The following is a 25,973-nucleotide window of genomic DNA, read 5'->3' as shown; positions in this document are numbered from 1 at the left end:
TCGCTTTTTACATCCACCGTGGCGCTGCCCGCTGGATGGCCACTCCGTGGATCGCCACCCGGTGGGTCGCCACCCGGTGGATCGGTGGAGTGTAATCACCCTACGCTCTATTTCGCTTCGAGCATCCCCAGGGCCGTAGCCTGGATTAGCCGAAGGCGTAATCCAGGTATCGAAGGCGCAATCCGACGCGGCTGCCCGAGATGACTCGCTAAAGCGCTTCTATGTTTCCGGTTTCAGGCTCGTCGTCGAGCATTCCCAGCAGTTCGGCGAGTTTCAGCTGGGCCTCTTCGACGCCCTGACGCTTGGGTGCGGAGAACAGTTGTACGCTGACGCCGTCGCCCCAGCCCTTGCGGATGTCGCGCTGGATCGTCAGCAGGGCCGTCTTTGCCGCGCCGAAGGCCAGCTTGTCGGATTTGGTCAGCAGGATATGCAGCGGCATTTCGCTGGCGCCGGACCAGTCGAGCATCATCCGGTCGAACTCGGTCAGCGGATGGCGAATGTCCATCATCAGGAACACGCCGGCCAGGCTTTCGCGGCTGCTGAGGTAGGCTTCGAGGTGGCGCTGCCAGTGCTGCTTGAGCGGAATCGGTACCTTCGCATAGCCGTAGCCGGGCAGGTCGACCAGGCGACGCTCGTCATCCAGGCGGAAGAAATTCAGCAACTGGGTACGGCCAGGGGTTTTCGAGGTGCGAGCCAGGCTGGCGTGAGTCAGGGTATTCAGCGCGCTGGACTTGCCCGCGTTGGAGCGACCAGCGAAGGCAACTTCCAGTCCCTCATCGGCCGGGCATTGGTCAACCTTGGCAGCGCTGATCATGAAAGTGGCTTGCTGGCAGAGGCCGAGGATCGGATTTTTCGGGAGCATGATGGTTCCGGTGGGGCGCTGGGCTGCAACATCCTGGCATGGCGACGAAACGTCACACGGGCCTTGATGCGGCAATGGTTCATTTCCGTTTCACGGTCGCCAGTATATAATGCCGCAGATTTTGTGCGCGCTTTGCTCTGAAATGAAGCCCTGGCTCCGGTTTTTCCGCTTCTGCGGGAACGGGCGGCAGGGGGTGAATTCGCGCAATGGCACCATGCAAGCATAACGAGCGTGCCGCAGCCTGTGCTGCCGGTAGCCGACAAGTTTTCCTTTAAACCCTTAGCCGTAGTTGGATGAGCTGATGAACAAAGTACTCGTGAGTCTGCTGTTGACCCTTGGCATCACCGGTATGGCCCATGCGGCTGGCGACGCCGAAGCCGGTCAGAGCAAAGTTGCCGTTTGCGGCGCCTGCCATGGGGCCGACGGCAATAGCCCTGCACCCAATTTTCCGAAGCTTGCCGGTCAGGGCGAGGCTTATCTGCTCAAGCAGCTGAAGGACATCAAGGTCGGCAGCACGCCCGGTGCCCCTGAGGGCGTCGGACGCAAGGTTCTGGAAATGACCGCCATGCTCGACCCCTACAGCGATCAGGATCTTGCCGATATCGCCGCCTACTTCGCCGGACAGAAAGGGACGGTCGGCATGGCCGATCCGGCTTTGGTCGAAGCCGGTGAAAGGCTCTTCCGTGGCGGCAAGGTGGATCTGGGCATGCCGGCCTGCACGGGCTGCCATGCACCGAACGGCGCTGGCAACGATCTGGCCGCCTTCCCGCAACTGGGCGGTCAGCATGCGGCCTATACCGCCAAGCAACTGGTGGATTTCCGCGAAGGCAATCGCACCAATGACGGCGACACCATGATCATGCGCGGCATTGCAGCCAAGCTGAGCAACAAGGACATTGAAGCCCTGTCCAGCTACATTCAGGGCCTGCACTGACAGCGGTAGCAATCCCGACTGTGAAGAAGGGCGTTCAGGCTTTGGCCGAACGCCCTTTTTTATATTCTGAGTGTCTAGAATCAGCGTCAAGATATTGAAAAGACGCGACATGGCGCTGGCTAGCCGGCGCTCTTTGAGGCAGCCTGTTGCGCTATCGCCCAGTCGTTCATAGCCAAGGAGTCAACATGCGCACATTCATGCTTAGCGCCATCATCGCCATCGCCAGCCTGTTCGGCCTGTCCGCCCATGCCGAAGAGTTTCGTGCCGGCAAGGAGTATGTCGAGTTGTCGGCGCCGGTGCCGGTGGCCGAGCCGGGCAAGATCGAGGTGGTGGAGCTGTTCTGGTACGGCTGCCCGCATTGCTACCAGTTCGAGCCCATCATTAACCCCTGGGTCGAGCAGTTGCCTGATGACGTGGATTTCAAGCGGATTCCAGCCATGTTTGGCGGTATCTGGAATCTTCACGGCCAGCTGTTCCTTGCACTCGAATCGATGAATGTCGAGCAGAGCGTGCATGATGCCGTGTTCAGCGCTTATCACAATGAAGGCAACAAGCTGGAGAATCCCGAGAAGATGGCGGATTTCCTGGCTGGGAAGGGGGTTGACCGCGATGCATTCCTTAAGGCCTTCAATTCCTTCGGTGTGAAAAGTCGCGCCGAGCAGGCCAAGAAACTCGGCATGGCGTACCAGATCACTGGCGTGCCGGTGCTGGTGGTCAATGGCAAGTATCGTTTCGACCTCGGCTCAGCTGGCGGTCCGCAGCGTACGCTGGATGTCGCCGACTTCCTGATTGAAAAAGAACGCGCAGCCCGGTAAGCGCAGCATGTTGCGTCGCTGGAGTTCACCGCGCCTGGCTGGCCCAGGTCAAGCAAGGGTCAACCCGCACTGTCTCGATGCCAGCGGGTTGCCCTGCGATGGCCGTCTGCGTCTGCTCAGTTTCAATATTCAGGTGGGGATCAGTACCGAGCGTTATCACCACTACCTGACTCGCAGTTGGCAGCATTTGCTGCCGCATGCCGGGCGCGCCAGCAACCTGCAACGTATTGGCGAATTGCTCGGCAATTACGATCTGGTCGCCCTGCAGGAAGCGGATGGCGGCAGCCTGCGCTCCGGTTATGTCAATCAGGTCGAGCATCTGGCCCAGCTCGGGGCCTTTCCTTACTGGTATCAGCAGCTCAACCGTAACCTTGGTCGCTTTGCCCAGCACAGCAACGGTGTGCTCAGTCGTCTGGAACCGCAGGGGCTTGAGGATCATCCTCTGCCAGGGCCGTCCGGGCGTGGTGCGATTCTGCTCAAGTTCGGTGAGGGCGAGGATGCTCTGGTCGTGGTGGTCATGCACCTGGCGCTGGGCGGCGGCGCCCGCACACGCCAGCTGGCCTATATCCGCGAGTTGATCGGCGGCTATCGCCATCAGGTGCTGATGGGCGACATGAACACCCATGCCAGCGATCTGCTGGAGAACTCGCCATTGCGCGATCTGGGCTTGCAGGCGCCGCAGATCGCGGCGACCTTCCCCAGCTGGCGACCGCAGCGCTGCCTGGACCATATCCTGCTGAGCCCCAGCCTGACCCTCGAACGTGTCGATGTGCTGGCGCAGGCGACCTCCGATCACCTGCCGGTAGCGGTGGAGATCCGCCTGCCTGATGCGCTGCACGGCAATGCCTGGCCAATCCCGGTGGATGGGATCAAATGAACGACGAAGCTTCACGCTGGAAGGAAAAATATCTGGCTTCGCTGGAGCAGCAGGAGCAGCTCGAAGCCCGCTGGAATATCCGTCTCGATCTGTTGCGGCGCAGTCTGGTGCGCAGCAGTTTTGCGGTCGAGGGTGCAGACCCCGTGATTGAGCAATGCATGCGCGACCTGCGCGAAGTGCTGCGCGACGATGATCTGGATCATGGCCTGGCGTCGCTGGTGCCGCGACTCGAGCGTGCCGTGCTGGATACCGAGCGTAACAAGCAGGCGCGTATCGAACGCCTGGCTCAGGGGTTTCAGCGTCTGACTGCGCAGCTGCTGGCGCTGCCGTTGCCCAGTGAAGTACGCAAGCCTTTGAAAGCCTACGCACGCACGGTGCGCACGCGTGCGGCGCAGTCGCGTGAGCTGCCCGGCCTGCTGGGTGAGCTGGGCGAACTGCAGGATCGGGCGTTGACGGTGCAAATGGCGGGCGCCCCGCGCGCGGTGGGTTTGTTCGGCAGGTTGTTCGGTCAGCGTGAAGCCGAAGTCGCCGCTTCTGTGGCTGTGATGGATACAGCCGTTGCAGAGTCCCTCGATGCCGATTCGCAGGTTGCGCAGGAAACAGCCGCAGTAGCCCCTGCGACGACGCCGTCGCTTGGAGCAGAACGGCTTGCAAGCGAAGAAGAACTGCCGGCCAATCCTGAGCCCTTGCCGGTGCTGCATGATTACGGTGAGGTCTTTGAGTTGCAGGCCAATGCCGATTCCGGCGAGCCGTCTGCGCCGATGCAAGCGGAAAGTCAGGCCGCAGATCTGCCTGCCGTTGCCGGGGAGGCGGAGGGTTATGTGCTGCCTGCAACGCCGGAGCAGGCTTACAGTGCCATTGCCGAGCGCGTGGAGTCGATGCTGTTCGGCCTGCTCGACGATCTGCAGCAATGCGAGCCGCAGCAGGCGCAGGTTCTGGCGCTGCGCGAGCGCATTCAGCGTGGCCTGAACTGGTACGAGCTGGTCCCGGTCCTGGACGACCTGGCGCAACTGATGATCGCAGTGGCGAACCAGGGGCAGCGTGAGTTTGAAAGCTATCTGCAGCTGCTTAACGAGCGTCTGGCCAGCATGCAGGAAAGCCTTGGGGCGACCCATGACGGGCATGCCCGCAGCAAGGAAGCCGCGCAGTCACTGGATGAGGAGTTGCGCCAGCAGGTTGGCGGGCTGCAAAGCAGCATGCTCGAAGCCAGTGATCTGCCCAGTCTCAAGCGGGCCGTGCAGGCGAGGCTGGATGGCCTGCTGGAAACGGTCGATGTCTATGAGCGCCAGCGCAGCGAGCATGAAAAGCAGGTGGGTGAGCGCCTGAATACGCTGGTCGAACGAGTCGCGAGTCTTGAACAGGCCGCCACCGGTATGCGACAGCATATTCAGGAGCAGCGCAACAGGGCGCTGCGCGATCCGCTGACCGACTTGCCCAACCGGGCAGCCTGGGATGAGCGGCTGGAAATGGAAGTCGCGCGGCAGCAGCGCTACGGCGGGCAGCTGCTGCTGGCCGTGTTGGATGTCGATCACTTCAAGCGTATCAATGACAGCTTTGGTCATTTGGCCGGCGACCGGGTTCTGAAGATTATCGCCAACGAGCTGCGCAAGCGTCTGCGCAAGACCGATTTTATCGCCCGTTTCGGCGGTGAGGAATTTGCCCTGCTGCTCCCCGAAACACCGCTTGATGCCGGGCAGCGGTTGATCGAGAGTCTGCGTGAAGGCATTCAGAACTGCCCGTTTCACTTCAAGGGTGAGCGCACCGAGGTCACCCTGTCGGGCGGGCTTGCAGCCTTTGTCGGGACGGAGCGCGCAGAACAGGTGTTCGAGCGTGCCGACCGCGCGCTCTACCGGGCGAAAGGTGCCGGGCGTAACCGAATCGAAATGGCCTGATACCGATGAAGCTGCTGATTGCCCTGACTTTCTCCATGCTGCTGGCGGGCTGCGCCACCGGTCCGCACATCGATACGCGTCATGCTTCTGTGGGGCATGACAGCCGTGTGCAGTTCATCGTGGTGCATTACACCTCCAGCGACCTGGCGCGCTCGCTGGATATCCTCAAGGGTGATGGCGTCAGCAGCCATTATCTGATCGATGAGTCACCGGCGACCATCTACCGGCTGGTGGATGAGGATCGGCGGGCCTGGCATGCCGGCGACAGCCAGTGGCAGGGGCGGACCTGGCTCAACTCCAGCTCTATCGGTATCGAACTGGTCAATCGGGGCTATATCGAAGGCGAGCAGGGGCGGCTCTGGTATCCCTACCCGGATGAGCAGATCGATGCCCTCATCGCTCTGCTAAAGGACATCATGCAACGCCACGGACTCAAGCCCGGCGTGGTCGTCGGCCACAGCGATATCGCGCCACAGCGCAAGGTCGATCCTGGTCCGTTGTTCCCCTGGAAGCGCCTGGCCGATGCCGGGCTGGTGCCCTGGCCGGATGCCGCCGTGATGGCCCGACAGCGCAGTCTGTATGCACTGCAATTGCCGGATGTAGCCTGGTTTCAGACGCAACTCGCTGCGCAGGGCTACAAGGTGCCGGAGCATGGTCATCTGGACCCGGAGACGCGCAACGTTATCGCGGCATTCCAGATGAAATACCGGCCGGCACGTTTCGATGGTGAGCCTGATGCCGAAACAGCGGCAATCCTGGCGGCGCTGGGCGCGACGCCCTGATCCCTGTTGAATTCCCGGCGCAGGGGCGGCCTGTTATACCGGTAGCGCCATGTAGAAAATCGTCCCGTGACCGATTCGCGAATGCACGCCGATGCGGCCACCGTGCAGCTGGACGATTTCCTTGCACAGCGCCAGACCCAGGCCGGCGCCGCCGCGGCGACGACCGATCTGCACGAAGGGCTCGAAGATCCGTGCCTGCTGGCTGTAGGGAATACCTTCGCCATTGTCCTCCACACTCAGAATCACCCGCTCGCCATGGTGCCGGGCGAGCAGGCGTATCTCGCCGCCGTCCGGGGTATGGCGCAGCGCGTTGCTGAGCAGGTTGTCGAATACCCGCTCCATCTGCTGGCGGTCGAGCAGCAGCGTGGGAAGCGGGGATTGCAGCTCCAGGGTAATCTCGATGTCGTTCTGTGCCGCCGTGGCCAGGAAGCGCTGACGGGCCTCGCTGAGTAGCCGGTCGGGAGCGCAGGGGGCAGGTTCGAGTTTCTGCTGGCCACTCTGATAACGCGAGAAATTCAACAGGTCGTTGATCAGGGTGACCAATCGCTGCATCTCTTCATGCACGGTTTCGAACAGCTCGGCTTCGCGGCTGCTCGGCGGAAGCTGCGTGCGCTCGCGCAGCAGGCTGAAGGCCATCTGCATGCCGGTCACGGGGGTGCGCAGTTCATGCGAGGCGCGCAACACGAATTCGTTGCGCACACGCTCGAAGGTGCGCTGATCGGTGACGTCGTGCAGCACCATCACGGCGCCACTGATCTTGCCATTGTGATGATTCACCGGGCTTATGCGCCATGCCAGCAGCCGGCGTTCGCCATCGGCTTCGATGATCAGGTCCTGCGGCGGGTCGGTCAGCGGCCTGTCGGCCAGAACCTGCTGTGCCGCCACGTCCAGTTCAGGATTGCCAAGCGCCTCGCCCAGTGTCGAACCGATGTGTTCGTCTTCCCAGGCCAGCTGGCGCTGTGCAACCGGGTTGGCGTGCTCCAGCCGACCCTGACGGTCAATGATGAGCAGACCGTCATCGATACTGTCGAGCAGTGCCTGCAGGCGCTGTTGACCGTTGATCAGGGCCTCCACATTGGTTTGCTTGAACTGGTGCAGAGCCTGCGCCATCAGGCCGAAGCGCCGGGTCAGCGTAGACAGTTCCGCGATGGGCGTGGCCGGCAGGCTGATGTTGAAGTCGCCGCGACCGATCTGATCGGCGACCCGGGACAACTGCTCGATCGGATCGCCCAGGCGTCGTGCGAAACCATGCGCGGTGACGAAGCCGATCAGCAGTACCGCAACACCGGTCAGGCCCAGCAGCCCGGCCAGCAACTGCGAGCGCTCACGGCTCCGCAGCTCGGTATCGCGGATCTGGTCGTAAGCGCTCTGCTGCATGGCGACCATCAGCTCGCGCACCTGATTGAAGGCGCGGCTCAGCGGATTGTCTTCGAGCAGCGTCAGATCCGCAGCGGAGCCGGACTGCAGTTCGTTGAGGAAGTTGGCGTAGGCGTTGCCGATGGCCTGATAGTTCTGATAGTCGCTTTCCTGCGAAGCCTCTGCCAGTCCCTTGGCCAGTGCGCTCTGAAAGGCCCGGCTGGATTCGCCGAGCGCTTCGCCGCTGCGCTGCTCGCGCACCAGAATAAGCAGGTGGTTGCCGAGCGCCTGGCGGAGTTGCTGGTTGACTTCGATGACACCGAAATTTTCGCGAATCAGCTTTTCCTGACTTTTGGCCATCTGCACGACACTGACCAGTGCCAGCACCAACCCCAGCAGTGCAACGGTCATCAACGCCGAAAAACCCAGAAACAGCCGGGTTCTCAGCTTCATCTGAAGTTTCATAGGCCGTATTGCTTGCGCTTGCGGTACAGGGTGGAGGCATCGATGCCCAGTGTTCGGGCGGCCTGATCGAGGGTGTCGCTGCTGCTCAGCACCCCGGCAATGTGCGCCCTTTCCAGTGCTTCGAGGCTCATCGCTTCACCGATGCGCGGCGCACTGCCAACGGCCTGCTCGGCCAGGCCCAGGTGGCTGACCTCGATCATTTCCTGCGGACAGATAATGCTGGCGCGCTCGACGACGTTGCGCAGCTCGCGCACGTTGCCGGGCCAGCGATAGCTCTTCAGAGCGGCTGTGGCGGCGTCGCTGAAGCCTCGGGCCGGTCGGCCATAGTTCTTGACGAAGAAGGCCAGGAAGCGCTCGGCCAGCGCCAGCACGTCTTCGGGACGCTCGCGCATGGGCGGCAGGTTCAGGGTGATGACGTTGAGGCGATAAAGCAGGTCCTCGCGGAAACGTCCTTCGCGAACCATTTCTTCGAGGTTCAGGTTGGTGGCGGCAAGAATGCGCACATCGGCCCGGCGCGTGACCGGATCACCGACCCGCTCATACTCCTTGTCCTGAATGAAACGAAGCAACTTTGGCTGCAAGGCCAAGGGAAAATCGCCGATTTCATCGAGAAACAGCGTGCCGCCATCGGCCTGGTTGACCCGTCCGAGAGTGCTTTCGGTGGCGCCGGTAAAGGCGCCGCGGTTGTGCCCGAAGAGCTCGCTTTCCATCAGTTCGGCGGAGAGGGAAGGGCAGTTGATGGTGATGAAGGCTTTTTTCGAGCGCCGGCTCCAGGTGTGGATCGCCCGCGCCACTTCACCCTTGCCGGTGCCGGATTCCCCGAGAATCAGGATGTTGGCATCGGTATCGGCTACCTGCCGGGCAGTCTCCAGCACACCCATCATGGCCGGGCTGTGCGAGCCCAGCGCATCGTTGCGCTTGCGCATTTCGCCTTCCAGCGCTTCCAGGCGCGCCGCCATCTGTCGCACTTCGAGCTGCTTGGCGGCGGAAAGGCGCAACTGCTCCGGGCTGCAGGGCTTGACCAGATAATCCGCCGCGCCCGCCTGCATGGCGTCCACCGCGGTATCCACTGCCGAATGCGCGGTGACAATCACCACGCGCATCCAGGGCGCGAGGGTGCGCATCTGCTGCAGGACGTCGAGGCCGTTGTCCTCGCCCAGGCGCAGGTCCAGAAAGCACAGATCGAACACCTGCCGTTGCAGCACGGCTTCGGCTTGCGCGGCGCTGGCTGCCGTCACCACGGTGTAGCCACGGTCCTCCAGGCAGTAGCGGAACGTACGCAGAATGGCGGCTTCGTCATCAACCAGAAGAATGCGGCCACCGGTGTCGGTCGTTTGATCCATGAATGCTCCAGACAGGCAGCAGCACGTTGCTGCCTGGCTAATCGGGTGGAAGTGCTCGGAGCTGTTGGCTCCGGCGCGGGCGCGACGAAACGGCAAGCGACCCTGACGCCTGCGTTAGTCTACGAAAAGCCTTGCAAGTTGCACGGTGTAAATGGGTCTTTCCCGCACCGTGCAATCCATTTTCAAGCGAAACGGCAAAGCAAGTCTCTGATTTTCATAGCAAAGATTTTATCTTTCAGCTGGCATGCAGCTTGCGAATCCGAAAGTGATGCGCGTGTACCGCGTATCTGCACTCGTATTCGGAGGATCCATGAACCAGAACATGACGCAACTCAACGAGCTCATCGAAATAACGCGCGACGGCCAGCACTTCTACCAGCATGCGATGGAGGAGGTGAAGGATGTCGAATTGCAGCATCTGTTTCGTGATATGGCGCAGGCCAAAACACACATTATTCAGGCGTTGTCGGTAAAGGTTGCAGCACAGCAACAGCAGCCTGCACAGGGCGGCACTATGGCCGGAAAAATGCGTGAAATCTACGCCGACACCAAGGCGCGGCTTGGCCATGCCGATGCGGTCTATGTGGATCAGCTGGATCAGACCGAGGAACGCATCCTCACCGCCTTCGAGGATGCGCTGAAAAGCGCAGAGCCTGATGTGCGTGCGCTGCTGGCCATCGAGCTGCCCAAAATCCGCGCCTGCCACGAGCGTATGCACCGGCTCAATCATGGCGAGAAGGGCTAGATAAGACAGTCATGCAAAGCGCACGAAGGCAATTGAGTCATCGTGCAATATAAGTTGGAAGGTTTGTTATTTGCTTTGATAACTATTTGATAAATAAAGAAAAAATAACTTATTCGAGCTGGCATGAGGTCTGCAATACAACACCTGAACGCAGATGGTTTGCACGCATGCCTGGAGGGAGTTGAGGATGAATCGTCAAGCGCGCTTCTCACTGGTTGGTAAAGGGTTTCTTGCTGCTGCGGTGGTCACGCTGATCATTGGTGCCGAACAGCCCATGTCGCAACCGTTCAGCCAGACACCCCATGAATCTGTGGAACGAATTCGCCTGTACGACGCTCAACCAATAGGAATCGTGCAAACCGGACCGGCAGCGAACAGGGGTGATGCCCTGCAGTTGCAACCGGGGCAGCGCTGGGTTTTCTGAGTCGTAGAGCCAGCCGTCGTCAGTTGGCGGTCTCGCTGAAGATGTTTCTGAGCCGAAGAGGAGTCACACCATGCTGAGTTGGGCCATTACATTCCTGATCATCGCCATCATTGCTGCCGTGCTTGGGTTCGGTGGTATCGCAGGTACTGCGACAGGTATCGCCAAGATTCTGTTCGTGGTTTTTCTGGTGCTGTTTGTAGCATCGCTGATCTTCGGTCGGGGTCGCGGGCCGCGTGTCTGATGCAATGAGCCGCCCGCAAGGGCGGCTGCAATCCCCGCAGTAATCCGACAGGCCGTCTTCCTGGGCCTGTTGGCTCGTTCCTTGTTTTTCTCCCTGATGCACTGTCGATACCCGTGCGCATGGCCGTTGTCCTTGTGCGCCGCTATCATCGCGCGCAATCCCTGCGGTGCTGATTTGCGGAGAAACACGACATGCTCAACGGCCTCTGGCTAGGCTTTTTCCTGATCGCCGCACTGGCCGCGCTGCTGCGTTGGCTGGTGGGGGGCGATCCAGCGGTGTTCGCGGCGCTGGTGGAAAGCCTGTTCGCCATGGCCAGGCTGGCCGTGGAAGTCATGGTCGTGCTGTTCGGCACCTTGACGCTGTGGCTGGGTTTTCTGCGTATTGCCGAGAAGGCCGGACTGATCGAGCTGCTGGGTCGCGCGCTCGGTCCGCTGTTTGCCCGGTTGATGCCCGAGGTTCCACGTGGGCATCCGGCGCTTGGGCTGATCACGCTGAACTTCGCTGCCAACGGCCTGGGTCTGGACAATGCCGCCACCCCCATCGGCCTCAAGGCCATGCGTTCACTGCAGGAACTCAATCCTTCAAGTACCACGGCGAGTAACGCGCAGATTCTCTTTCTGGTGCTCAATACGTCCTCCCTGACGCTGCTGCCGGTATCGATCTTCATGTACCGCGTGCAGCAGGGGGCTGAGGACCCGACTCTGGTGTTCCTGCCGATTCTGCTCGCCACCAGTGCTTCTACCCTGGCCGGGCTGCTGTCTGTGGCGTTGATGCAGCGCCTGCGCCTGTGGGATCCGGTGGTGTTGGCCTATCTGATCCCGGGTGCGCTGCTGCTGGGCGCCTTCATGGGCCTGCTGGCCAGCCTGTCATCGGTGGCGCTGGCCCAGCTGTCGTCACTGCTGGGCAACCTGACGCTGTTCGGCCTGATCATCACCTTTCTGGTGGTGGGCGCGTTGCGCAAGGTGCAGGTGTACGAAAGCTTCGTTGAGGGCGCCAAGGAGGGCTTCGATGTAGCCAAGAGCCTGCTGCCCTATCTGGTCGCCATGCTGGTGGCAGTTGGCGCCCTGCGCGCCTCTGGCGCACTGGAGTTCGGTCTTGATGGCATTCGCTGGCTGGTCGAAGCGTTCGGCTGGGATACCCGTTTTGTCGATGCGATGCCCACCGCGCTGGTCAAGCCGTTCTCCGGCAGCGCGGCGCGGGCGATGCTGATCGAAACCATGCAGAGCCATGGCGTCGACAGCTTCCCGGCACTGGTTGCGGCCACCCTGCAGGGCAGTACCGAAACCACCTTCTACGTGCTGGCCGTCTATTTCGGTGCGGTTGGTCTCCAGCGTGCACGGCATGCCGTGGGCTGTGCGCTGGTGGCCGACTTCGCCGGCGTGGTGGCGGCGATTCTGGTCTGCTACTGGTTCTTCGGTTGAAACAAGGTGTTTTCCAGCCATGCAGGAAGGCCTTGTTTCAGGCGCGTCGACGCCCCCAGAACTGCAGCGCGAGGCCCTGCATGCGCTCGGCCAGCAAGGCAACATCAGCTGCACATTCCTGGCTCTGCAGCCCCGTTACGACCTGATTGTCCGTGCTCTGGCGAATGCTGGCGACACTCTGATTGATCGCCTCGCTGGCCGTGCTTTGCTGCTGCACGGCGGCGACGATGCGTGCGCCCATGGCGCTGATCTCACCCACCCGGGCATTGATGTCCTGCAATGCCTGGTCTGCCTCGCCGGCTTGGACGACGCTGTTTTCCGCTTGTTCGCGACTGCGCTGCATGACGTCCACTGCATGTCGCGAGCCTGTCTGCAGCGTGGCGATCATGGTCTGGATCTCGGCGGTGGCCGAGGTGGTGCGTGAGGCCAGTCCGCGCACTTCATCGGCCACTACCGCGAAGCCCCGACCCTGTTCACCGGCACGTGCCGCCTCGATCGCTGCGTTGAGTGCAAGCAGGTTGGTCTGTTCGGCGATACCGCGAATCACGTCGAGCATGCGGCTGATATCGAGGCTGCGGGTCTCGACCTCCTGAATGGCCACGGCGGCCTGCTGGATGTCATTGGCCAGACGGTTGATGCTGCTGCCAGTGCGGCTGACGACCTGGCGACCGGCGTCCGACTCGTCGTGCGCCCGAGCCGTGACCTCGGCGGTGAGCTGCATGCTGTTGGCGACCTCCTGAACGCTGGCAACCATCTGCTCGATGGCGGTAGCCACCTGATCGGTGTCCTGCTGCTGGCGTGATGCGCTCTGGCTGCTGCTCTGCATGGCGGCCAGCAATGTATTGGCGTTTTCGTTCAGTCGATGGCTGGCGTCCGTGATGCGACCGACCATGGCGCCGGATTCGGTTTCCATCAGCTTCATGGCAAAGGCGATTTCACCAATCTCGTCCTTGCGCCCGGTGTAGACCCACTGGCTGTAAGGATTGCTGCCGATCTGGCGCGCTTGTGCCACCAGCCCCCGCAGGGGTGCCAGCGATTGCGCCACCAGTGCGGCAGCCAAAAGCCCACCGGCAGCGGCGCTGAGGAGTGCGGGCAATACCGCAAAACCACCCAGGATTGCACCAGCGCCGATACCAGTGGCAGATCCGAGGGCGGCCAGAAGACTGGCCCTGCCACAGAAGCCCGGCATCCAGCGGGGGCGCAGGGCGCGTGGCCGGCGCTTGTTCTGCAAGTCGCTATAGAGCGCTTCGGCGGCGCGGATCTGCTCGGGTTTCGGTTTGACCCGTACGGACTGGTACTCGACTACCTTGCCGTCGCGGCTGATCGGCGTGACAAAGGCGCTGACCCAGTAGTGATCACCGTTCTTGCAGCGGTTCTTCACCACGCCCATCCAGGAATGTCCCGCCTGGACGCTTTGCCACAGACCTTTGAAGGCTTCTGCCGGCATGTCCGGGTGTCTGACCAGGTTGTGCGGCTGGCCGAGCAACTCGGCTTCGTTGAAACCGGAGATCTCGATAAAGTCCGGGTTGGCGTAGGTGATATGACCCCTGAGGTCGGTGGTCGAAAGGATATTGGCGTTATCGCTGACGCTGATTTCGTGCCCGCTTACGGGCTGATTTACTCGCATGTTGCGCTACCTTCCATGGATGGAGGAGGACGAATGCAAGGCGGTTCACATGACACGTTGGCCCGAATGGGGTGCGTGATCTTTTATGTATTCGATGTTGCTTTGAAGCCTGTGCTTCTCGAATCAGGCAGGTGGCCTTCAGCCAGCACCGATTTCACGCGCATCATCATCTTTTTTTGTTTCAACTTAAAGAAATTTTATGACGGTTTTACGTATATCGGCGCAGTTCATGTCACGGGGTGTCAGATTTATGGCGTCATTTGTGTTGAATGTGAACTTTGGTGGTCTTTTAGGGCCGCGCCCGCGTGGGGAACGGCAGTCTGGATGGCAGAGTCATAGTGCGTAGGTGGGGGCGATAGCGTATGCAGCTCACGCCTGAAAAGTGTGCGATCAGGAGTCGATCGGGTGGTCGTAAAACGTTGATGGCCTGCTAGACTCCGACCTTATCGCCATGGCTCACGAGGCGGGGCGAGACAATCCAAAATAATCAATAAAGGAGTGGATCCATGAAAGGCAAATCCTTGGCATGGATATTTTCCGCCGCGTTGGCGGGAACCGGTTTGAGCGGCATGGCACAGGCACAAGAGCGTTTTGTCACCATTGGTACCGGTGGCCAGACCGGCGTTTATTACGTGGCCGGTCAGTCGATCTGCCGCTTCGTCAATCGCAATGCCGATAATCTCAAGTGCAACGCGCCGGCCAGCGGTGGCGGTGTGGCCAACGTCAACGGCCTGCGCAGCGGCGAATTCAATTTCGGCATCATGCAGTCGGACCATCAGTACAAGGCGATGGAGGGCGTTGCGCCCTTTACCAGCGAAGGCGCGATGGAGGATATCCGTGCAGTCTTTTCGCTGCAGAGCGAAGTCTTCACCGTGCTGGCGCGCCGCGATGCCAACATCAAGGGACTGGATGATCTCAAGGGCAAGCGTGTGAACATCGGCAACCCCGGTTCAGGTCAGCGTGACACGCTCGACGAGATCATGCAGGTGAAAGGCTGGGACCAATCGGTGTTCACCCTGGCTGCTGAACTCAAGCCGGCCGAGCAGGCCAGCGCTCTGAGCGACAACAATATCGATGCCATGACTTACTTCGTCGGTCATCCCAATGGCGCGATCCAGGAAGCCACCACCACCGTCGATGCCATGCTGGTGCCGATAACCGGGCCGGAAATCGACGAACTGCTGGCGCAGAAGAGCTACTACACCAAGGCCGAGATCCCTGGCGGTCTGTACAAGGGTAACGATGGCGCAACTCAGTCCATTGGCGGCAAGGCTGTTCTGTCCACCACCAGCAAGGTCGATGCCGAAGTGGTCTATCAGCTGGTCAAGTCGGTATTCGAGAACATTGACCGCTTCCAGCGTCTGCACCCGGCATTCAAGGATCTCAAGCCGGAAGACATGATCAAGGTCGGCCTGTCCGCACCTTTGCATGAAGGTGCCGAGCGTTACTACAAGGAACGCGGCTGGATGTAATCGCCCTTTCAGGCTATGCATCGATGCCGTGACGCTTCGTCGCGGCAGTCGCCTGGGAAACCCGTGAGCACCATGCCACGGGTTTTCGCGATTTTCGTTACCTGAAATGAACAGGTTCTCTTCATGCAAGACAAACACCTTTCCACCGAAGAACTGATCGCTCAGGACGTCGGTGCGCGTTTGCCCCAGGGCGTGATGGCGCATGTCATCGCCGGGCTGGCGCTGGCATGGTCGCTGTTCCAGCTCTGGATCGCCTCGCCCTTGCCGTTCATGCTGCGTTTCGGCGTACTCAACGACACCGAAACCCGAGCCATTCACCTGGCGTTTGCGTTGCTGCTGGCGTTTCTTGCCTATCCGGCCTTCAAGCGCTCGCCGCGCAATCGCGTACCGCTGATCGACATCGCGTTAAGCCTGGTGGCTGCCGCGAGCGCTGCTTATCTGTTCATCTTCTATCAGGACCTGGCCATGCGTCCGGGCAGCCTGACCACGGCTGATCTGGTGACCGCCTGTATCGGCATTCCGCTGCTGCTCGAAGCTACCCGGCGCGTCCTCGGGCCACCGCTGACCGTCATCGCGCTGATTTTTATCGTCTACAGCCTGGCCGGCCCCTGGATGCCGGGATTGCTGGCGCACCGCGGCGTCAGCTTCACGGCGATGGCCAATCACCAGTGGATCACCACTGAGGGTGTGTTCGGCATTGCGCTGGGTGTCTCGACCAGTTTCGTGTTTCTTTTCGTACTCTTCGGGGCTTTGCTTGACCGCGCCGGCGCCGGCCATTACTTCATCCAGCTGGCGTTCAGCATGCTGGGTCACCTGCGTGGCGGGCCGGCCAAGGCAGCCGTGGTTGCCTCTGGTATGACGGGGCTGATTTCCGGTTCGTCCATCGCCAACGTGGTGACCACCGGCACCTTCACCATTCCGATGATGAAGAAGGTTGGCTTCTCCAAGGAGAAGGCTGGCGCGGTGGAAGTGGCCTCTTCGGTCAATGGCCAGATCATGCCGCCGGTGATGGGTGCAGCGGCCTTCCTGATGGTCGAGTATGTCGGCATTCCCTATGTCGAAATCATCAAGCATGCCTTTCTGCCGGCGGCGATTTCCTATATCGCGCTGCTCTATATCGTCCACCTGGAAGCGCTCAAGCAGGACATGCAGCCCATCGGCAATCATCAGCCCAAACCCTGGCTGCGCCGCCTGACCGGCTTTGCCTTTGGCGCTGCGCTGATCTCGGGTTTGTCGCTGGCGGTGTACTTCGGTCTTGGCTGGTTGAAGCCTGCGCTGGGCGACTATGCCCTGCCGGGAATCGGGGTGCTGCTGGCTCTGGTGTATCTGGGTTTGCTGAAGGTCGCCGCAAGCAATCCGCCGCTGCCCCCGGAAGACCCGGACAAGCCGCTGGACAAGCTGCCGCAGATGCGTGCTGTGCTGCTCTCGGGCCTGCATTTCCTGCTCCCGGTCGTGGTGCTGGTCTGGTGCCTGATGATCGAGCGGCTGTCACCCGGCCTGTCGGCATTCTGGGGTACGGTAATGCTGGTGATCATTCTGCTCACCCAGCGTCCGCTGCTGACCTGGATGCGCGGTGATGGCGGTGCGGTGCATGGCGGCTTTGGTGAAGGCCTGGTCGACCTGCGTGAAGGCCTGATCGCCGGCGCGCGCAACATGATCGGTATCGGCATCGCCACTGCTGCCGCGGGCGTCATCGTCGGTGCCGTGTCGCAGACAGGCGTCGGGCTGGTGCTGGCCGATCTGGTCGAGATACTGTCGATGGGCAACCTGCTGCTGATGCTGGTGCTGGTTGCCATTTTCAGTCTGGTCCTCGGCATGGGCCTGCCGACCACGGCCAACTACATCGTCGTGTCCAGCCTGTTGGCACCGGTCGTGGTCGCGCTTGGCCAGCAGAACGGCCTGATCGTGCCGCTGATCGCCGTGCATCTGTTCGTCTTCTACTTCGGCATCATGGCTGACGTGACGCCGCCGGTGGGGCTGGCCTCGTTCGCGGCGGCGGCGGTCTCCAAGGGTGATCCGATCAAGACGGGCATCCAGGCGTTCTACTACAGCCTGCGCACGGTCGCCTTGCCGTTCCTGTTCATCTTCAATACCGATCTGCTGCTGATCAACGTGGACTTCTGGCATGGCGTGCTGATCTTCATCGTGGCGACCATCGCCATGCTGATATTCGCCGCCGGCACCCAGGGCTATTTCCTGACGCGCAGCCGCTGGTACGAGAGCGTGCTGCTGCTGCTGGTGGCCTTCACCCTGTTCCGTCCCGGCTTCTGGATGGACATCGTGCATGACCCCTACCGGAACATTCCACCTGCGGAGCTGGTCCAGGCGCTGGAGGTCGTGGATGACGACAGCCAGTTGCGCCTGCGCATTCGTGGCGAGGATGCGGTAGGCGATCCGCGCGAGTTCACGCTGCTGCTGGCCATCCCCGATGGCGAGAGCGGTGAGCAGAAACTGGAGAAGCTGGGTCTGTCGCTATACCAGGAAGAGGGCAAGGTTCTGGTCGACAGCGTGGCCTTCGGCAGCACTGCCGCCGACCTGGGGCTGGAGTTCGATCAGGAGATTCTCAGGGTGCGCGCGCCGACTGACCGCTGGGCCAAGGAATGGATGTGGATTCCGGGGCTTCTGCTGTTCGGCATCATCGTGTGGATGCAGCGGCGGCGGTTGAAACGCTGACAGCGCTGCAGGTTTTGCACTTCAACCCCCGGCTTGCCGGGGGTTGTTCTTTGCGGCCTGCGGACTCAGTTGGGCGAGTAATAGCCCACGCCCAGCAGGACGTCGTCGAAGCGCTGGATCAGCGTGTGCTTCTGCTCCACGGCATTGGTGGCCGGGTTGCGCCAGACGTAATCGACGGTCCCGGTGCCCTTGTCCCTGGCCAGCGCGATCATCTGCTTGAACAGCGGGGTGCCGGCGGCGTCGCTGACTTCGCGCACGTCGACGCCGACCAGGTTTGGTGAAGCTCCGCTGGCCCGGTACTTGCCATCCTCCAGGCCGATGACGAAGACATACTCGTCGTTGGTCACGAAGCCGCCCTGGGGGTCATTGAAGGTTTTAAACGCGTGCTCGGCGTCCGTGTGCTTCATCAGCGCAACAGCCTTGTCGAGCATCCTGCGTGCCTGTTCGGCCGAGGCGCGCGGGATGTAATAGCCGACGGCAAGAATATGCTCGCCGACCTTACGGTACTGACTCACCTTGTTTTCCACCCTGTTGTCGACCGGATTGAGCCAGTGATAGGCAACCACGCCGTTATCGGCGGTTCTGGCCTTGTCGATGATTTCGCTGATGAACGGCTTGCCGGCGGCGTCCCTGAGGTCCAGTACGTTCAAGCCGACCAGTGCGCGGGAAGCGCCATTGCTGGAAAGCATGGTGCCATCGAGACCGAGGGTGAACAGGTAGTACTCGCCATCGACAAAGCTGCCCTTGCGGTCATTGAACGCTGCCAGCGACTGCTCGGGGCCATTGCGTTGCAGATGCGCGACAGCACGGTCCAGCAGGTTGCCGGCCTGTCGGGCCTCGTTGCGCTCGACCGAACCCTTGGCCTGGGGAGTGTCGGCGATGGCCTGGGCGAGCGGCGCAGCACTCAGTAACGCCCCGAGCGAGAGGATCAGCAGGTTCCTGTTATTCAATTTCATCGATTGCTCCTGGCCATAAGACCGGTGATGGGACTACCTGAATTCATCCTATTGCCCCATAGGAGAATTGGTATTGATCGCAAGAACAGGAAAGGCAGTGCGAAAGGAGTAGGGCGCTTTTATTGGCTGCCATGGCGCTGATCACAAGCCCGCTGACACAACGCTTCTTGCTACCCTTGCGCACTGATTTCAGCGAAGCCGCCGCCCATGCTCAGCCTCTATCACGCTCCCGATCTGGAAACCCTTGGGGAACTGGCCACCACACTGTTGGCCAAGCCGTTGGCCGACCCCTTCGCGCCGGCGCTGGTGGTGGTGCCGAGCCAGGGCATGGGGCGCTGGCTGACGCTGGAACTGGCGCGCAAACAGGGCATCGCCATGCAGCTGGAAACGCAGCTGCCGGCCCGCTTCGTCTGGGACCTGAGCCGCACGGCGCTTGGCCAGCTTCCCGAGCAGTCGGCCTTCGCTCCGCAAACCCTGACCTGGCGCCTCTATGACTGGCTGTGTGAACCGGCCAATCTCGACCTGACGCCGCGTCTGGCGCAGTACCTGGACGGTGGCGACGAGCGGCGGCGGCTGTCGCTGTCAGCGAAGATCGCCGATACCTTCGACCAGTACCTGCTCTACCGCGACGACTGGCTGGCCGCCTGGGAGCGCGGCGAAACTCTCGAGCTCGGCCCCGATGAGGGCTGGCAGGCGCTGCTCTGGCATGAACTGACCAAGGATGGCCACCCGCATCGTGCGCGCCTGCTGGGCGACCTGCTGCAGCGGCTGTACCGCGACGAGCCGCTGTCCGGCCTGCCCGAACGCCTGCTGGTGTTTGGTATCAGCAGCCTGCCGCCACACCACCTGCGTGTGCTCGACGGCCTGGCGCGGCATATTGATGTGGTGGTCTGCGCCCTCAACCCGAGCCGCGAGGCCTGGGGCGATATCCGTGATATCCGCGAGCTGGCGCGCCAGCCTGACAGCGGCGCCGATGACTGGTATCTGGATGTGGGCCACCCTTTGCTGGCCAGCCTGGGCAAGCAGGGTCGCGATTTCTTCGATGCACTGTTCAGCCTCGACGGCCAGGAGTTCGGGCTGTATTCCGCCGACGAAGACCTGCGCGATAACAGCCTGCTGCATGCCCTGCAGCACGACATCCTGCGCCTGCGCACGCGCCACCCGGATGAGCGCTTGCAGCTGGCCGCCGATGACCGCTCGCTGGAGATGCATATCGCCCACTCGCCGCTGCGCGAGGTGGAAATTCTCCACGACCAGTTGCTGGCACGATTCGCCGCCGACCCGAGCCTGAGCCCGGATCAGGTGGTGGTGCTCACGCCTGATATCGAACGCTACGCACCCTTTATCGAAGCCGTGTTTGCCGCCCGTGAAGGCGTGCCGCGCATCCCCTACAGCCTGGCTGACCGCAGTCTGCGTGCCGAGGTGCCGCTGATCGAGGCGTTCCTTGAGCTGCTGATGCTGGCGCAAAGCCGCTTCGCCGCCGAGGAAATCCTTGCCTGGCTGGAGCAGCCGGCCATTGCCCGTCGTGCCGGCATCGAAAGCGAAGACCTGCCGCTATTGCGCGACTGGCTGCGCGAGGCCGGCGTGCGCTGGGGCCGTGATGGTGGGCAGCGGGCGCGTCTGGGGCTGCCAGATGAGGCGGCCTTCACCTGGCGCCAGGGGCTGGACCGCCTGCTGCTGGGCTTTGCCGCACCGCCGCAGCTGGCTGGTGACCGTGCGCCGCTGCTGGGCGAACACTGGCCGCTGGATGCCCTGGAAGGCGCGCGCGGGCAGTTGCTTGGGCGGCTGGTGGCGTTCGTCGAGCGACTCGGCCAGCTCGCCGACCAGCTGGCGCGGCCACGACCGCTGGCCGAGTGGGCGGATGATCTGCAACTGCTGATCGACAGCCTGTTCGATGAGCGCGAAGCCGGCGACACCCTGCTGGTACTGTCCCAGGCCTGCACCGCGCTGCGTGAGCAGGCGCTCGCTGCCGAGCTGACCCGGCCCATCGAACTGGAACTGGTGCATCAGCAGCTCAGTGCCGTGCTGCAACAGGGTGGTGGCGCCTCGGGTTTTCTCACCGGCGCGGTGACCTTCTGCACCATGGTGCCGATGCGCAGCCTGCCGTTCCGCCTGGTCTGTCTGCTCGGCCTGGATGACGGGGTCTTTCCACGCCGCACGCCGCCGTCGGGGTTCGATCTGATCGGTCGTCATCCGCGCCGTGGCGACCGGGCGCGACGGCTGGATGATCGTTACCTGCTGCTGGAAACCCTGCTCTCGGCGCGTGACGCCCTGTACCTCTCCTATGTGGGTCGCGACCCGCGTGACAATGCCCAGCTGCCGCCCTCGGTGTTGCTCAGCGAGGTGCTGGAAGCCGTCGATCTGACCGCCGTTCTACCTGATGGCGGCAAGGCCAGCGAACGCATCAGCATCGCCCATCCATTGCAGCCCTTTGCGCCGGGGAATTTCGCCAGCGGCGGCTTCTCGGGTTCATGGTTCCGTGCCGCCCAGCGTCTGGCCGAGCCGCCACAGCTGCCGCCGCCATTCACCAGCCGGCTGGCCGAACCGGATGCCGCCTGGCTGACCATCGAGCCCTCGCAGCTGTTGCAGTGCTTCCGTCATCCGTCGCGCTTTCTGTTGGAGCAGCGTCTCGGCCTGCGGTTGGCCGACAGCCGTGAAACGCTGGCCAGCGACGAGCCTTTCGAGCTGGAAATGCCCGCATGGAACGGCCTGCGGCGGTTGTCGCTGCAAGCGCTGGAGCACGGCTGGAGTGATGCTGAAGAACGCCGCATGGCCTGCGCCGCCGGCTGGCTGCCGCCCGGCGAGGTCGGCCAGGCGCTGTGGGGCAAGCTGCGTGGCCCGGTGCGCGCCTTCGCCCCACGGCTGTTCGAGCTGCGCCCGAGTGAGGTGCCGGAGCCGCTGCCGGTGGATATCACGCTGGCCGGGGTGCGCATCCACGGCTGGCTCGATGGTGTCACGCCGGGTGGCTTGTTCGGCTGGAAGCTCGGTCGCCTCGGCGAATGGGATCTGGCACCGTTCTGGTTGCGTCATCTGCTGCTCAACCTGTCCGCCACGCCGGGCATCGAGCGCAACAGCCTGATGCTGTCGCCGACTGGGGATTGGCAACTGGGGCCGTTGGCGAACGCCGCCGAGCTGCTGGAGCCCTGGCTACTGGCCTATCGCGACGCCATCTGTGAACCGCTGCCGTTGTTGCCGCGCAGCAGCCATGCCTTCGCCAAAGGCTGGCGCCATCCCAGCCGAGGCAGCGAACCGCTCGATACCGCGCGCAAACGCGCCCGCGAAGCCTGGCTCGGAGGCGAATTCAGCCCCATCGCCGCGGAATGCGAAGACCCCTGGAATGCCCTGGCCTTCCGCGACCGTGAGCCGCTGGACGAACGTTTCGAGGCGCTCGCCGAACAACTGATCGGGCCGATTCTGGATGCCCTGGCCGCTGATGAAGAGGACGACGCATGAGCCTGGATCTGCTCGATTCGCCCTTTGATGGTCGCCGGCTGATCGAAGCCAGTGCCGGCACCGGCAAGACCTGGACGCTCACCGCGCTCTATGCCCGCCTGTTGCTGGAACGGCAATTGTCGGTGGGGCAGATTCTGGTGGTTACCTACACCACTGCCGCCACCGCCGAGTTGCGCGAGCGCATTCGTGCGCGGCTGGCCGAGCTGCTGGCGGTTTACGAGGGCACGCCAAGTGAGGATGCCTTTCTCAATCGCCTGCATGCCCGCTACCCCGACGAGGCCTCGCGGCGGCGCTTGCTGCTGGCGGTGCATGGTTTTGACGAGGCGGCGATCTTCACCATTCACGGCTTTTGTCAGCGCGCCCTGCAGGATGCCGCCTTCGAGGCGGGGGGTGATTTCGACAGCGAACTGACCGCCGATGACCGCGAGATCATCGACGCGCTGCTGGTTGATGCCTGGCGCAGCGAACTGGCCGATGCCGACCCGGCCTGGGCACGCTTTCTGGTCAAACAGAAGATCACGCCGGTGTGGCTGCGCAATCGCCTGCGCAGCCATCTGGGCAAGCCCTACCTGCGGGTCGAACCGAGCGAGCCGCAGGCAGCGGTCGACCTGTCGGGGATCGAACCGGCCTGGCAGCGCGCCGCTGCGCTCTGGCAGGCGACGGGCCGGGTTTGGATAGACGAGCTGCACGCCCACGGTGGCCTCAGCCAGAGCACACACAAGACCATCAAATTCGGGCCTTGGGCGAACGAGCTGGATGCCTGGTTCGCCGACCCGGCGGCGATCTACGATGCTCCCGATGGCTTGCTCAAGTTCGGTGCCCGTGCTTTGGGTAAGGCCTGCAAGAAGGGCCACGCAGCGCCGCTGTGCGAACTCGCCGAAGCACTGGATACGCTAAGTGATGCGCTGGCCGAAGCGTTGCCGGCAGGCAAACAACGGCTGATCGCGCTGCAGGTCGCGTTGCTCGAACGGCTCAATCGGGAGCTGCCCGAGCGCAAGGCGGCGCAGCGTCTGCTGGCGTTCGACGACCTGCTCAACCGCCTCGACCAGGCGCTGCAGGGGCCGGTGGGCGATGAGCTGGCGGCTTCCCTGCGCAGCACCTACCCGCTGGCGCTGATCGATGAGTTTCAGGACACCGACCCGATCCAGTACGCCATCTTCGACCGTATCTATGCCAAGGGCAGCACCGCCTCGCTGTGTTTTGTCGGCGATCCCAAACAGGCCATCTATGCCTTTCGCGGCGCCGATCTGGCGACCTATATCCAGGCCCGCGAACAGGCCGAACAGCCCTACAACCTGCCGACCAATTACCGTTCGACGCCGCAACTGATCGATGCACTGAACCTGCTGTTCGATCATCCGCAACCGTTTGCCCAGGTGGACCTGCAATATCCGCCGGTTGGTGCTGCCGACAAACCGCGGGCGACCCTGCGCCTGGATGAAGAGGATGCCGCAGCGCCGCTGTCGCTGATCTGGCTCGATGACGATGCCCTGACCAAGGGCGCGGCTGCCGAACTGGCGGCCCGTGACTGCGCCCGACGCATCGCCCTGCAACTGGCGGCTGCCGCCGAGGGCCGTGCCGGCTTCGACAAGGACGGCCAGTTCACGCCGCTCAAGGGCGGTGATATCGCCGTGCTGGTGGCCAACCATCGCCAGGCCGGGATGATCGCCGATGAGCTGGCCGCGCGTGGCGTGCCCAGCGTGCGGCGTGGGCGCGACAGCGTCTGGGGCAGCGAGGAGGCGGGCGAGTTGGCTGCCGTGCTGGCCGCCTATGCCGAGCCGGGCCGCGAAGGCCTGCTGCGCTACGCCCTGGCCACGCGCTTGCTGGGTCGCAGCGCCGCCGATCTCGCCCGCTGCCAGGATGATCAGCAGCAGTGGGATGCCGAGCGCGAAGCCGCCGAGCGTTACCACCAGCTCTGGCAGCAGCAGGGCTTCATGCGTGTGTTCCGCGCCTGGCTGGACGAACAGGCTGTGGCCGAGCGGCTGCTGGCGCGGATCGATGGTGAGCGGCGGCTGACCAACCTGCTGCATCTCGGTGAATTGCTGCAGGCTGAAAGCCTGCTGCGCCCCGGCCTTGAACCCCTGCTGAGCTGGTTCAACGCCCAATGCGGCAGCGAGGGGGCCGGTGAGGATGCGCTGCTGCGACTGGAAAGCGATGCCGAGCGGGTGCAGATCGTCACCATCCACACCAGCAAGGGTCTGGAATACCCACTGGTGTTCTGCCCCTTCCTCTGGGACGGCAGGCTGCTGGGCAAGCACCGCGACAGCGCCCGCTGCCATGACGAGCAGGGCCAGCCGCTGCTGGATCTTGGCAGCGATGCACTGGAGGAAAACCTGCAGCGCGCGCGCCGGGAAATCTTCGCCGAACAGCTGCGCCTGGCCTATGTGGCGCTGACCCGTGCGCGTGATCGACTCTGGCTGCACTGGGGACCGGTAGCATTACCGAAAGCGAAGAAGGACGGCAGCCTGCCGGACGAAGGGCTGCACACCAGCGCCCTGGCCTGGCTGCTGCACGGTCGCGGCCTGCCTGGCGATCAGCCGCTGTCCGAGCTGGGCACGCACCTGGCCGATCTGAATTGCGCCAGCCTGCGCACCGCCATCGAGCGTCTGGTCAGCGAGAGCGAGGGCACGCTGGCCTGCGTAGCGCTGGAAACCCGAGAAAGCAGTGCCCAAGGGCCGGGCCGTGCATCAGCGCCCCGACAGTTGTCGCAGCTGAACCGCAGCCTTTACAGCGCCTGGCGCATCGGCAGCTTCTCCGGTCTGGCCGCCGGGATGCACATGGAGGCACCGGACCGTGATGCCCTGGCCATGCCCGACGCCTCCGAGCCGGGCAGTGGTTTCTTCGCCTTTCCGCGTGGTGCGCGCGCCGGCACCTGTCTGCACGCGATTCTGGAAGAGTGGGTGCGGGGCAAAGGCGCGCTGGCGGAACGGGTCGAAGCGGGCCTGCAAGCCTATGGACTGCCAGCCGAATGGGCCGAGGTTGCCTGTCGTCAGCTGCAGCAGGTGCTGGATACCGATCTGGATGGTGCGGGAATGACCTTGGCCAGCCTGCGCCCGGAGCGGCGCTTGCCGGAACTGAGCTTCACCTTTCCGGTGCTTCAGCTCGACGTGACGCGGTTGCGGGCGCTGCTGAGCGATCCGGCCAGTGGCCTGCCCGAGCCCTTGCGCGAGGCGGCGGCACGCCTGGAGTTCGACACCCTGCGCGGCTTTCTCAAGGGCTTTATCGACCTGACCTTTGAGCATGACGGCCGCTGGTACATCGCCGACTACAAGTCCAACTGGCTCGGCCCGGACGCCAGTTACTACGGCGGCGAACGGCTGCTGCAGACGCTGGCGGGCGAACATTATTACCTGCAATACCTGATTTACCTGGTCGCGTTGCGGCGCTTCCTGCGTCAGCGTCTGGCCGATTTTCGCGACGAGCAACTGGGCGGCGCTTTCTATCTGTTCCTGCGCGGCATGCCCGAAGCCGGGGTTTACTACGCCCGGCCCGATGACACACTGCTCGATGCGCTGGACCGGCTGTTCGAGGAGGGCAAATGATGCGCCTGACTTGCGTCACTACGATGCTGTCGATGGCCACCTGCAGGGCAACCCGCCAGCGCAACCGGCGGGTTGCACCCGCCCTACGCTCGG

The 25,973-nt window shown here is 62.8% G+C and carries 18 protein-coding genes; 13 read left to right on the top strand and 5 right to left on the bottom strand.

Annotation, left to right across the window (positions count from 1 at the left end; genetic code table 11):
* Positions 1 to 208: 208 nt before the first annotated feature.
* A complete protein-coding gene (gene yihA / locus NAV32_RS06880) occupies positions 209 to 862 on the bottom strand; it encodes a ribosome biogenesis GTP-binding protein YihA/YsxC (RefSeq protein ID WP_256052055.1) in 654 nt (217 codons plus the stop codon).
* A 301-nt stretch (positions 863 to 1,163) separates the two neighbouring features.
* On the opposite strand from yihA, the gene NAV32_RS06875 reads away from it, so the two are divergent.
* From NAV32_RS06875 to NAV32_RS06855, 5 genes are all read left to right on the top strand, one after another.
* Entirely contained in the window at positions 1,164 to 1,796 is a 633-nt protein-coding gene (locus tag NAV32_RS06875; protein ID WP_256052054.1) for a c-type cytochrome, read from the top strand.
* 185 nt (positions 1,797 to 1,981) lie between these two features.
* Positions 1,982 to 2,611 carry a thiol:disulfide interchange protein DsbA/DsbL gene (locus NAV32_RS06870; RefSeq protein WP_256052053.1) on the top strand — a complete coding sequence of 210 codons (630 nt, stop codon included), beginning with the start codon at positions 1,982 to 1,984 and terminating at the stop codon, positions 2,609 to 2,611.
* Between the two features lie 7 nt (positions 2,612 to 2,618).
* Positions 2,619 to 3,488, top strand: coding sequence for an endonuclease/exonuclease/phosphatase family protein (locus NAV32_RS06865; RefSeq protein ID WP_256052052.1), 870 nt, complete (start codon positions 2,619 to 2,621; stop codon positions 3,486 to 3,488).
* A complete protein-coding gene (locus tag NAV32_RS06860) occupies positions 3,485 to 5,380 on the top strand; it encodes a GGDEF domain-containing protein (protein ID WP_256052051.1) in 1,896 nt (631 codons plus the stop codon). Before NAV32_RS06865 ends, NAV32_RS06860 begins: the two co-directional genes overlap by 4 nt.
* A gap of 5 nt (positions 5,381 to 5,385) precedes the next feature.
* Positions 5,386 to 6,162 carry an N-acetylmuramoyl-L-alanine amidase gene (locus NAV32_RS06855; RefSeq protein ID WP_256052050.1) on the top strand — a complete coding sequence of 259 codons (777 nt, stop codon included), beginning with the start codon at positions 5,386 to 5,388 and terminating at the stop codon, positions 6,160 to 6,162.
* A 33-nt stretch (positions 6,163 to 6,195) separates the two neighbouring features.
* Here the strand turns inward: NAV32_RS06855 and NAV32_RS06850 are convergent, their stop codons facing one another.
* Positions 6,196 to 7,983 carry a KinB sensor domain-containing domain gene (locus NAV32_RS06850; RefSeq protein ID WP_256052049.1) on the bottom strand — a complete coding sequence of 596 codons (1,788 nt, stop codon included), beginning with the start codon at positions 7,981 to 7,983 and terminating at the stop codon, positions 6,196 to 6,198.
* Positions 7,980 to 9,326, bottom strand: coding sequence for a sigma-54-dependent response regulator transcription factor AlgB (gene algB / locus NAV32_RS06845; RefSeq protein ID WP_256052048.1), 1,347 nt, complete (start codon positions 9,324 to 9,326; stop codon positions 7,980 to 7,982). The genes NAV32_RS06850 and algB overlap by 4 nt, the downstream gene beginning before the upstream one ends.
* 310 nt (positions 9,327 to 9,636) lie before the next feature.
* Between algB and NAV32_RS06840 the strand changes: the two genes are divergently transcribed.
* From NAV32_RS06840 to NAV32_RS06825, 4 genes are all read left to right on the top strand, one after another.
* A complete protein-coding gene (locus tag NAV32_RS06840; protein ID WP_256052047.1) occupies positions 9,637 to 10,071 on the top strand; it encodes a PA2169 family four-helix-bundle protein in 435 nt (144 codons plus the stop codon).
* Positions 10,072 to 10,258: 187 nt separating this feature from the next.
* A complete protein-coding gene (locus NAV32_RS06835; RefSeq protein WP_256052046.1) occupies positions 10,259 to 10,495 on the top strand; it encodes a hypothetical protein in 237 nt (78 codons plus the stop codon).
* A gap of 70 nt (positions 10,496 to 10,565) precedes the next feature.
* Positions 10,566 to 10,736: a DUF1328 domain-containing protein gene (locus NAV32_RS06830; protein ID WP_003282841.1), complete on the top strand. Its 171-nt coding sequence runs from the start codon at positions 10,566 to 10,568 to the stop codon at positions 10,734 to 10,736.
* 191 nt (positions 10,737 to 10,927) lie between these two features.
* The gene (locus tag NAV32_RS06825) at positions 10,928 to 12,157 is read left to right on the top strand and encodes a nucleoside recognition domain-containing protein (protein ID WP_256052045.1); all 1,230 of its coding nucleotides are present in this window, start codon (positions 10,928 to 10,930) and stop codon (positions 12,155 to 12,157) included.
* A 37-nt stretch (positions 12,158 to 12,194) separates the two neighbouring features.
* Here NAV32_RS06825 and NAV32_RS06820 read toward each other — a convergent pair whose 3' ends face one another.
* Entirely contained in the window at positions 12,195 to 13,784 is a 1,590-nt protein-coding gene (locus NAV32_RS06820) for a methyl-accepting chemotaxis protein (RefSeq protein WP_256052044.1), read from the bottom strand.
* A gap of 506 nt (positions 13,785 to 14,290) precedes the next feature.
* Here NAV32_RS06820 and NAV32_RS06815 point away from each other — a divergent pair.
* Together NAV32_RS06815 and NAV32_RS06810 are read left to right on the top strand one after the other, a co-directional pair.
* On the top strand, positions 14,291 to 15,256 hold the full coding sequence (locus NAV32_RS06815) for a TAXI family TRAP transporter solute-binding subunit (protein ID WP_256052043.1): 966 nt from the start codon (positions 14,291 to 14,293) through the stop codon (positions 15,254 to 15,256).
* Positions 15,257 to 15,379: 123 nt separating this feature from the next.
* Positions 15,380 to 17,929, top strand: a complete 2,550-nt coding sequence (locus NAV32_RS06810; RefSeq protein ID WP_256052042.1) for a TRAP transporter permease — start codon at positions 15,380 to 15,382, stop codon at positions 17,927 to 17,929.
* Positions 17,930 to 17,994: 65 nt separating this feature from the next.
* Here the strand turns inward: NAV32_RS06810 and NAV32_RS06805 are convergent, their stop codons facing one another.
* Positions 17,995 to 18,885 (bottom strand): cache domain-containing protein, encoded by an 891-nt coding sequence (locus NAV32_RS06805; protein ID WP_256052041.1) that lies wholly within the window; start codon positions 18,883 to 18,885, stop codon positions 17,995 to 17,997.
* Positions 18,886 to 19,092: 207 nt separating this feature from the next.
* Between NAV32_RS06805 and recC the strand changes: the two genes are divergently transcribed.
* Positions 19,093 to 22,338 carry an exodeoxyribonuclease V subunit gamma gene (gene recC, locus NAV32_RS06800; RefSeq protein ID WP_256052040.1) on the top strand — a complete coding sequence of 1,082 codons (3,246 nt, stop codon included), beginning with the start codon at positions 19,093 to 19,095 and terminating at the stop codon, positions 22,336 to 22,338.
* On the top strand, positions 22,335 to 25,880 hold the full coding sequence (gene recB, locus NAV32_RS06795; RefSeq protein ID WP_256052039.1) for an exodeoxyribonuclease V subunit beta: 3,546 nt from the start codon (positions 22,335 to 22,337) through the stop codon (positions 25,878 to 25,880). Before recC ends, recB begins: the two co-directional genes overlap by 4 nt.
* Positions 25,881 to 25,973 lie beyond the last annotated feature (93 nt).

It is taken from the genome of Stutzerimonas stutzeri (genome assembly GCF_024448695.1).
GTDB lineage: Bacteria > Pseudomonadota > Gammaproteobacteria > Pseudomonadales > Pseudomonadaceae > Stutzerimonas > Stutzerimonas stutzeri_T.
Note: the sequence above shows the minus strand (reverse complement) of the source record. Positions and strands in the feature narration are given on the sequence as shown.

Excerpts from the sequence above, each read along its gene's own strand:
- NAV32_RS06865 (WP_256052052.1), top strand. The coding sequence starts at position 2,619 with ATGTTGCGTCGCTGGAGTTCACCGCGCCTGGCTGGCCCAGGTCAAGCA.
- NAV32_RS06860 (WP_256052051.1), top strand. The coding sequence starts at position 3,485 with ATGAACGACGAAGCTTCACGCTGGAAGGAAAAATATCTGGCTTCGCTG.
- NAV32_RS06825 (WP_256052045.1), top strand. The coding sequence starts at position 10,928 with ATGCTCAACGGCCTCTGGCTAGGCTTTTTCCTGATCGCCGCACTGGCC.
- NAV32_RS06815 (WP_256052043.1), top strand. The coding sequence starts at position 14,291 with ATGAAAGGCAAATCCTTGGCATGGATATTTTCCGCCGCGTTGGCGGGA.
- NAV32_RS06810 (WP_256052042.1), top strand. The coding sequence starts at position 15,380 with ATGCAAGACAAACACCTTTCCACCGAAGAACTGATCGCTCAGGACGTC.
- recC (WP_256052040.1), top strand. The coding sequence starts at position 19,093 with ATGCTCAGCCTCTATCACGCTCCCGATCTGGAAACCCTTGGGGAACTG.
- NAV32_RS06840 (WP_256052047.1), top strand. The coding sequence starts at position 9,637 with ATGAACCAGAACATGACGCAACTCAACGAGCTCATCGAAATAACGCGC.
- NAV32_RS06835 (WP_256052046.1), top strand. The coding sequence starts at position 10,259 with ATGAATCGTCAAGCGCGCTTCTCACTGGTTGGTAAAGGGTTTCTTGCT.
- NAV32_RS06830 (WP_003282841.1), top strand. The coding sequence starts at position 10,566 with ATGCTGAGTTGGGCCATTACATTCCTGATCATCGCCATCATTGCTGCC.
- algB (WP_256052048.1), bottom strand. The coding sequence starts at position 9,326 with ATGGATCAAACGACCGACACCGGTGGCCGCATTCTTCTGGTTGATGAC.
- recB (WP_256052039.1), top strand. The coding sequence starts at position 22,335 with ATGAGCCTGGATCTGCTCGATTCGCCCTTTGATGGTCGCCGGCTGATC.
- yihA (WP_256052055.1), bottom strand. The coding sequence starts at position 862 with ATGCTCCCGAAAAATCCGATCCTCGGCCTCTGCCAGCAAGCCACTTTC.
- NAV32_RS06850 (WP_256052049.1), bottom strand. The coding sequence starts at position 7,983 with ATGAAACTTCAGATGAAGCTGAGAACCCGGCTGTTTCTGGGTTTTTCG.
- NAV32_RS06855 (WP_256052050.1), top strand. The coding sequence starts at position 5,386 with ATGAAGCTGCTGATTGCCCTGACTTTCTCCATGCTGCTGGCGGGCTGC.
- NAV32_RS06875 (WP_256052054.1), top strand. The coding sequence starts at position 1,164 with ATGAACAAAGTACTCGTGAGTCTGCTGTTGACCCTTGGCATCACCGGT.
- NAV32_RS06820 (WP_256052044.1), bottom strand. The coding sequence starts at position 13,784 with ATGCGAGTAAATCAGCCCGTAAGCGGGCACGAAATCAGCGTCAGCGAT.
- NAV32_RS06805 (WP_256052041.1), bottom strand. The coding sequence starts at position 18,885 with ATGAAATTGAATAACAGGAACCTGCTGATCCTCTCGCTCGGGGCGTTA.
- NAV32_RS06870 (WP_256052053.1), top strand. The coding sequence starts at position 1,982 with ATGCGCACATTCATGCTTAGCGCCATCATCGCCATCGCCAGCCTGTTC.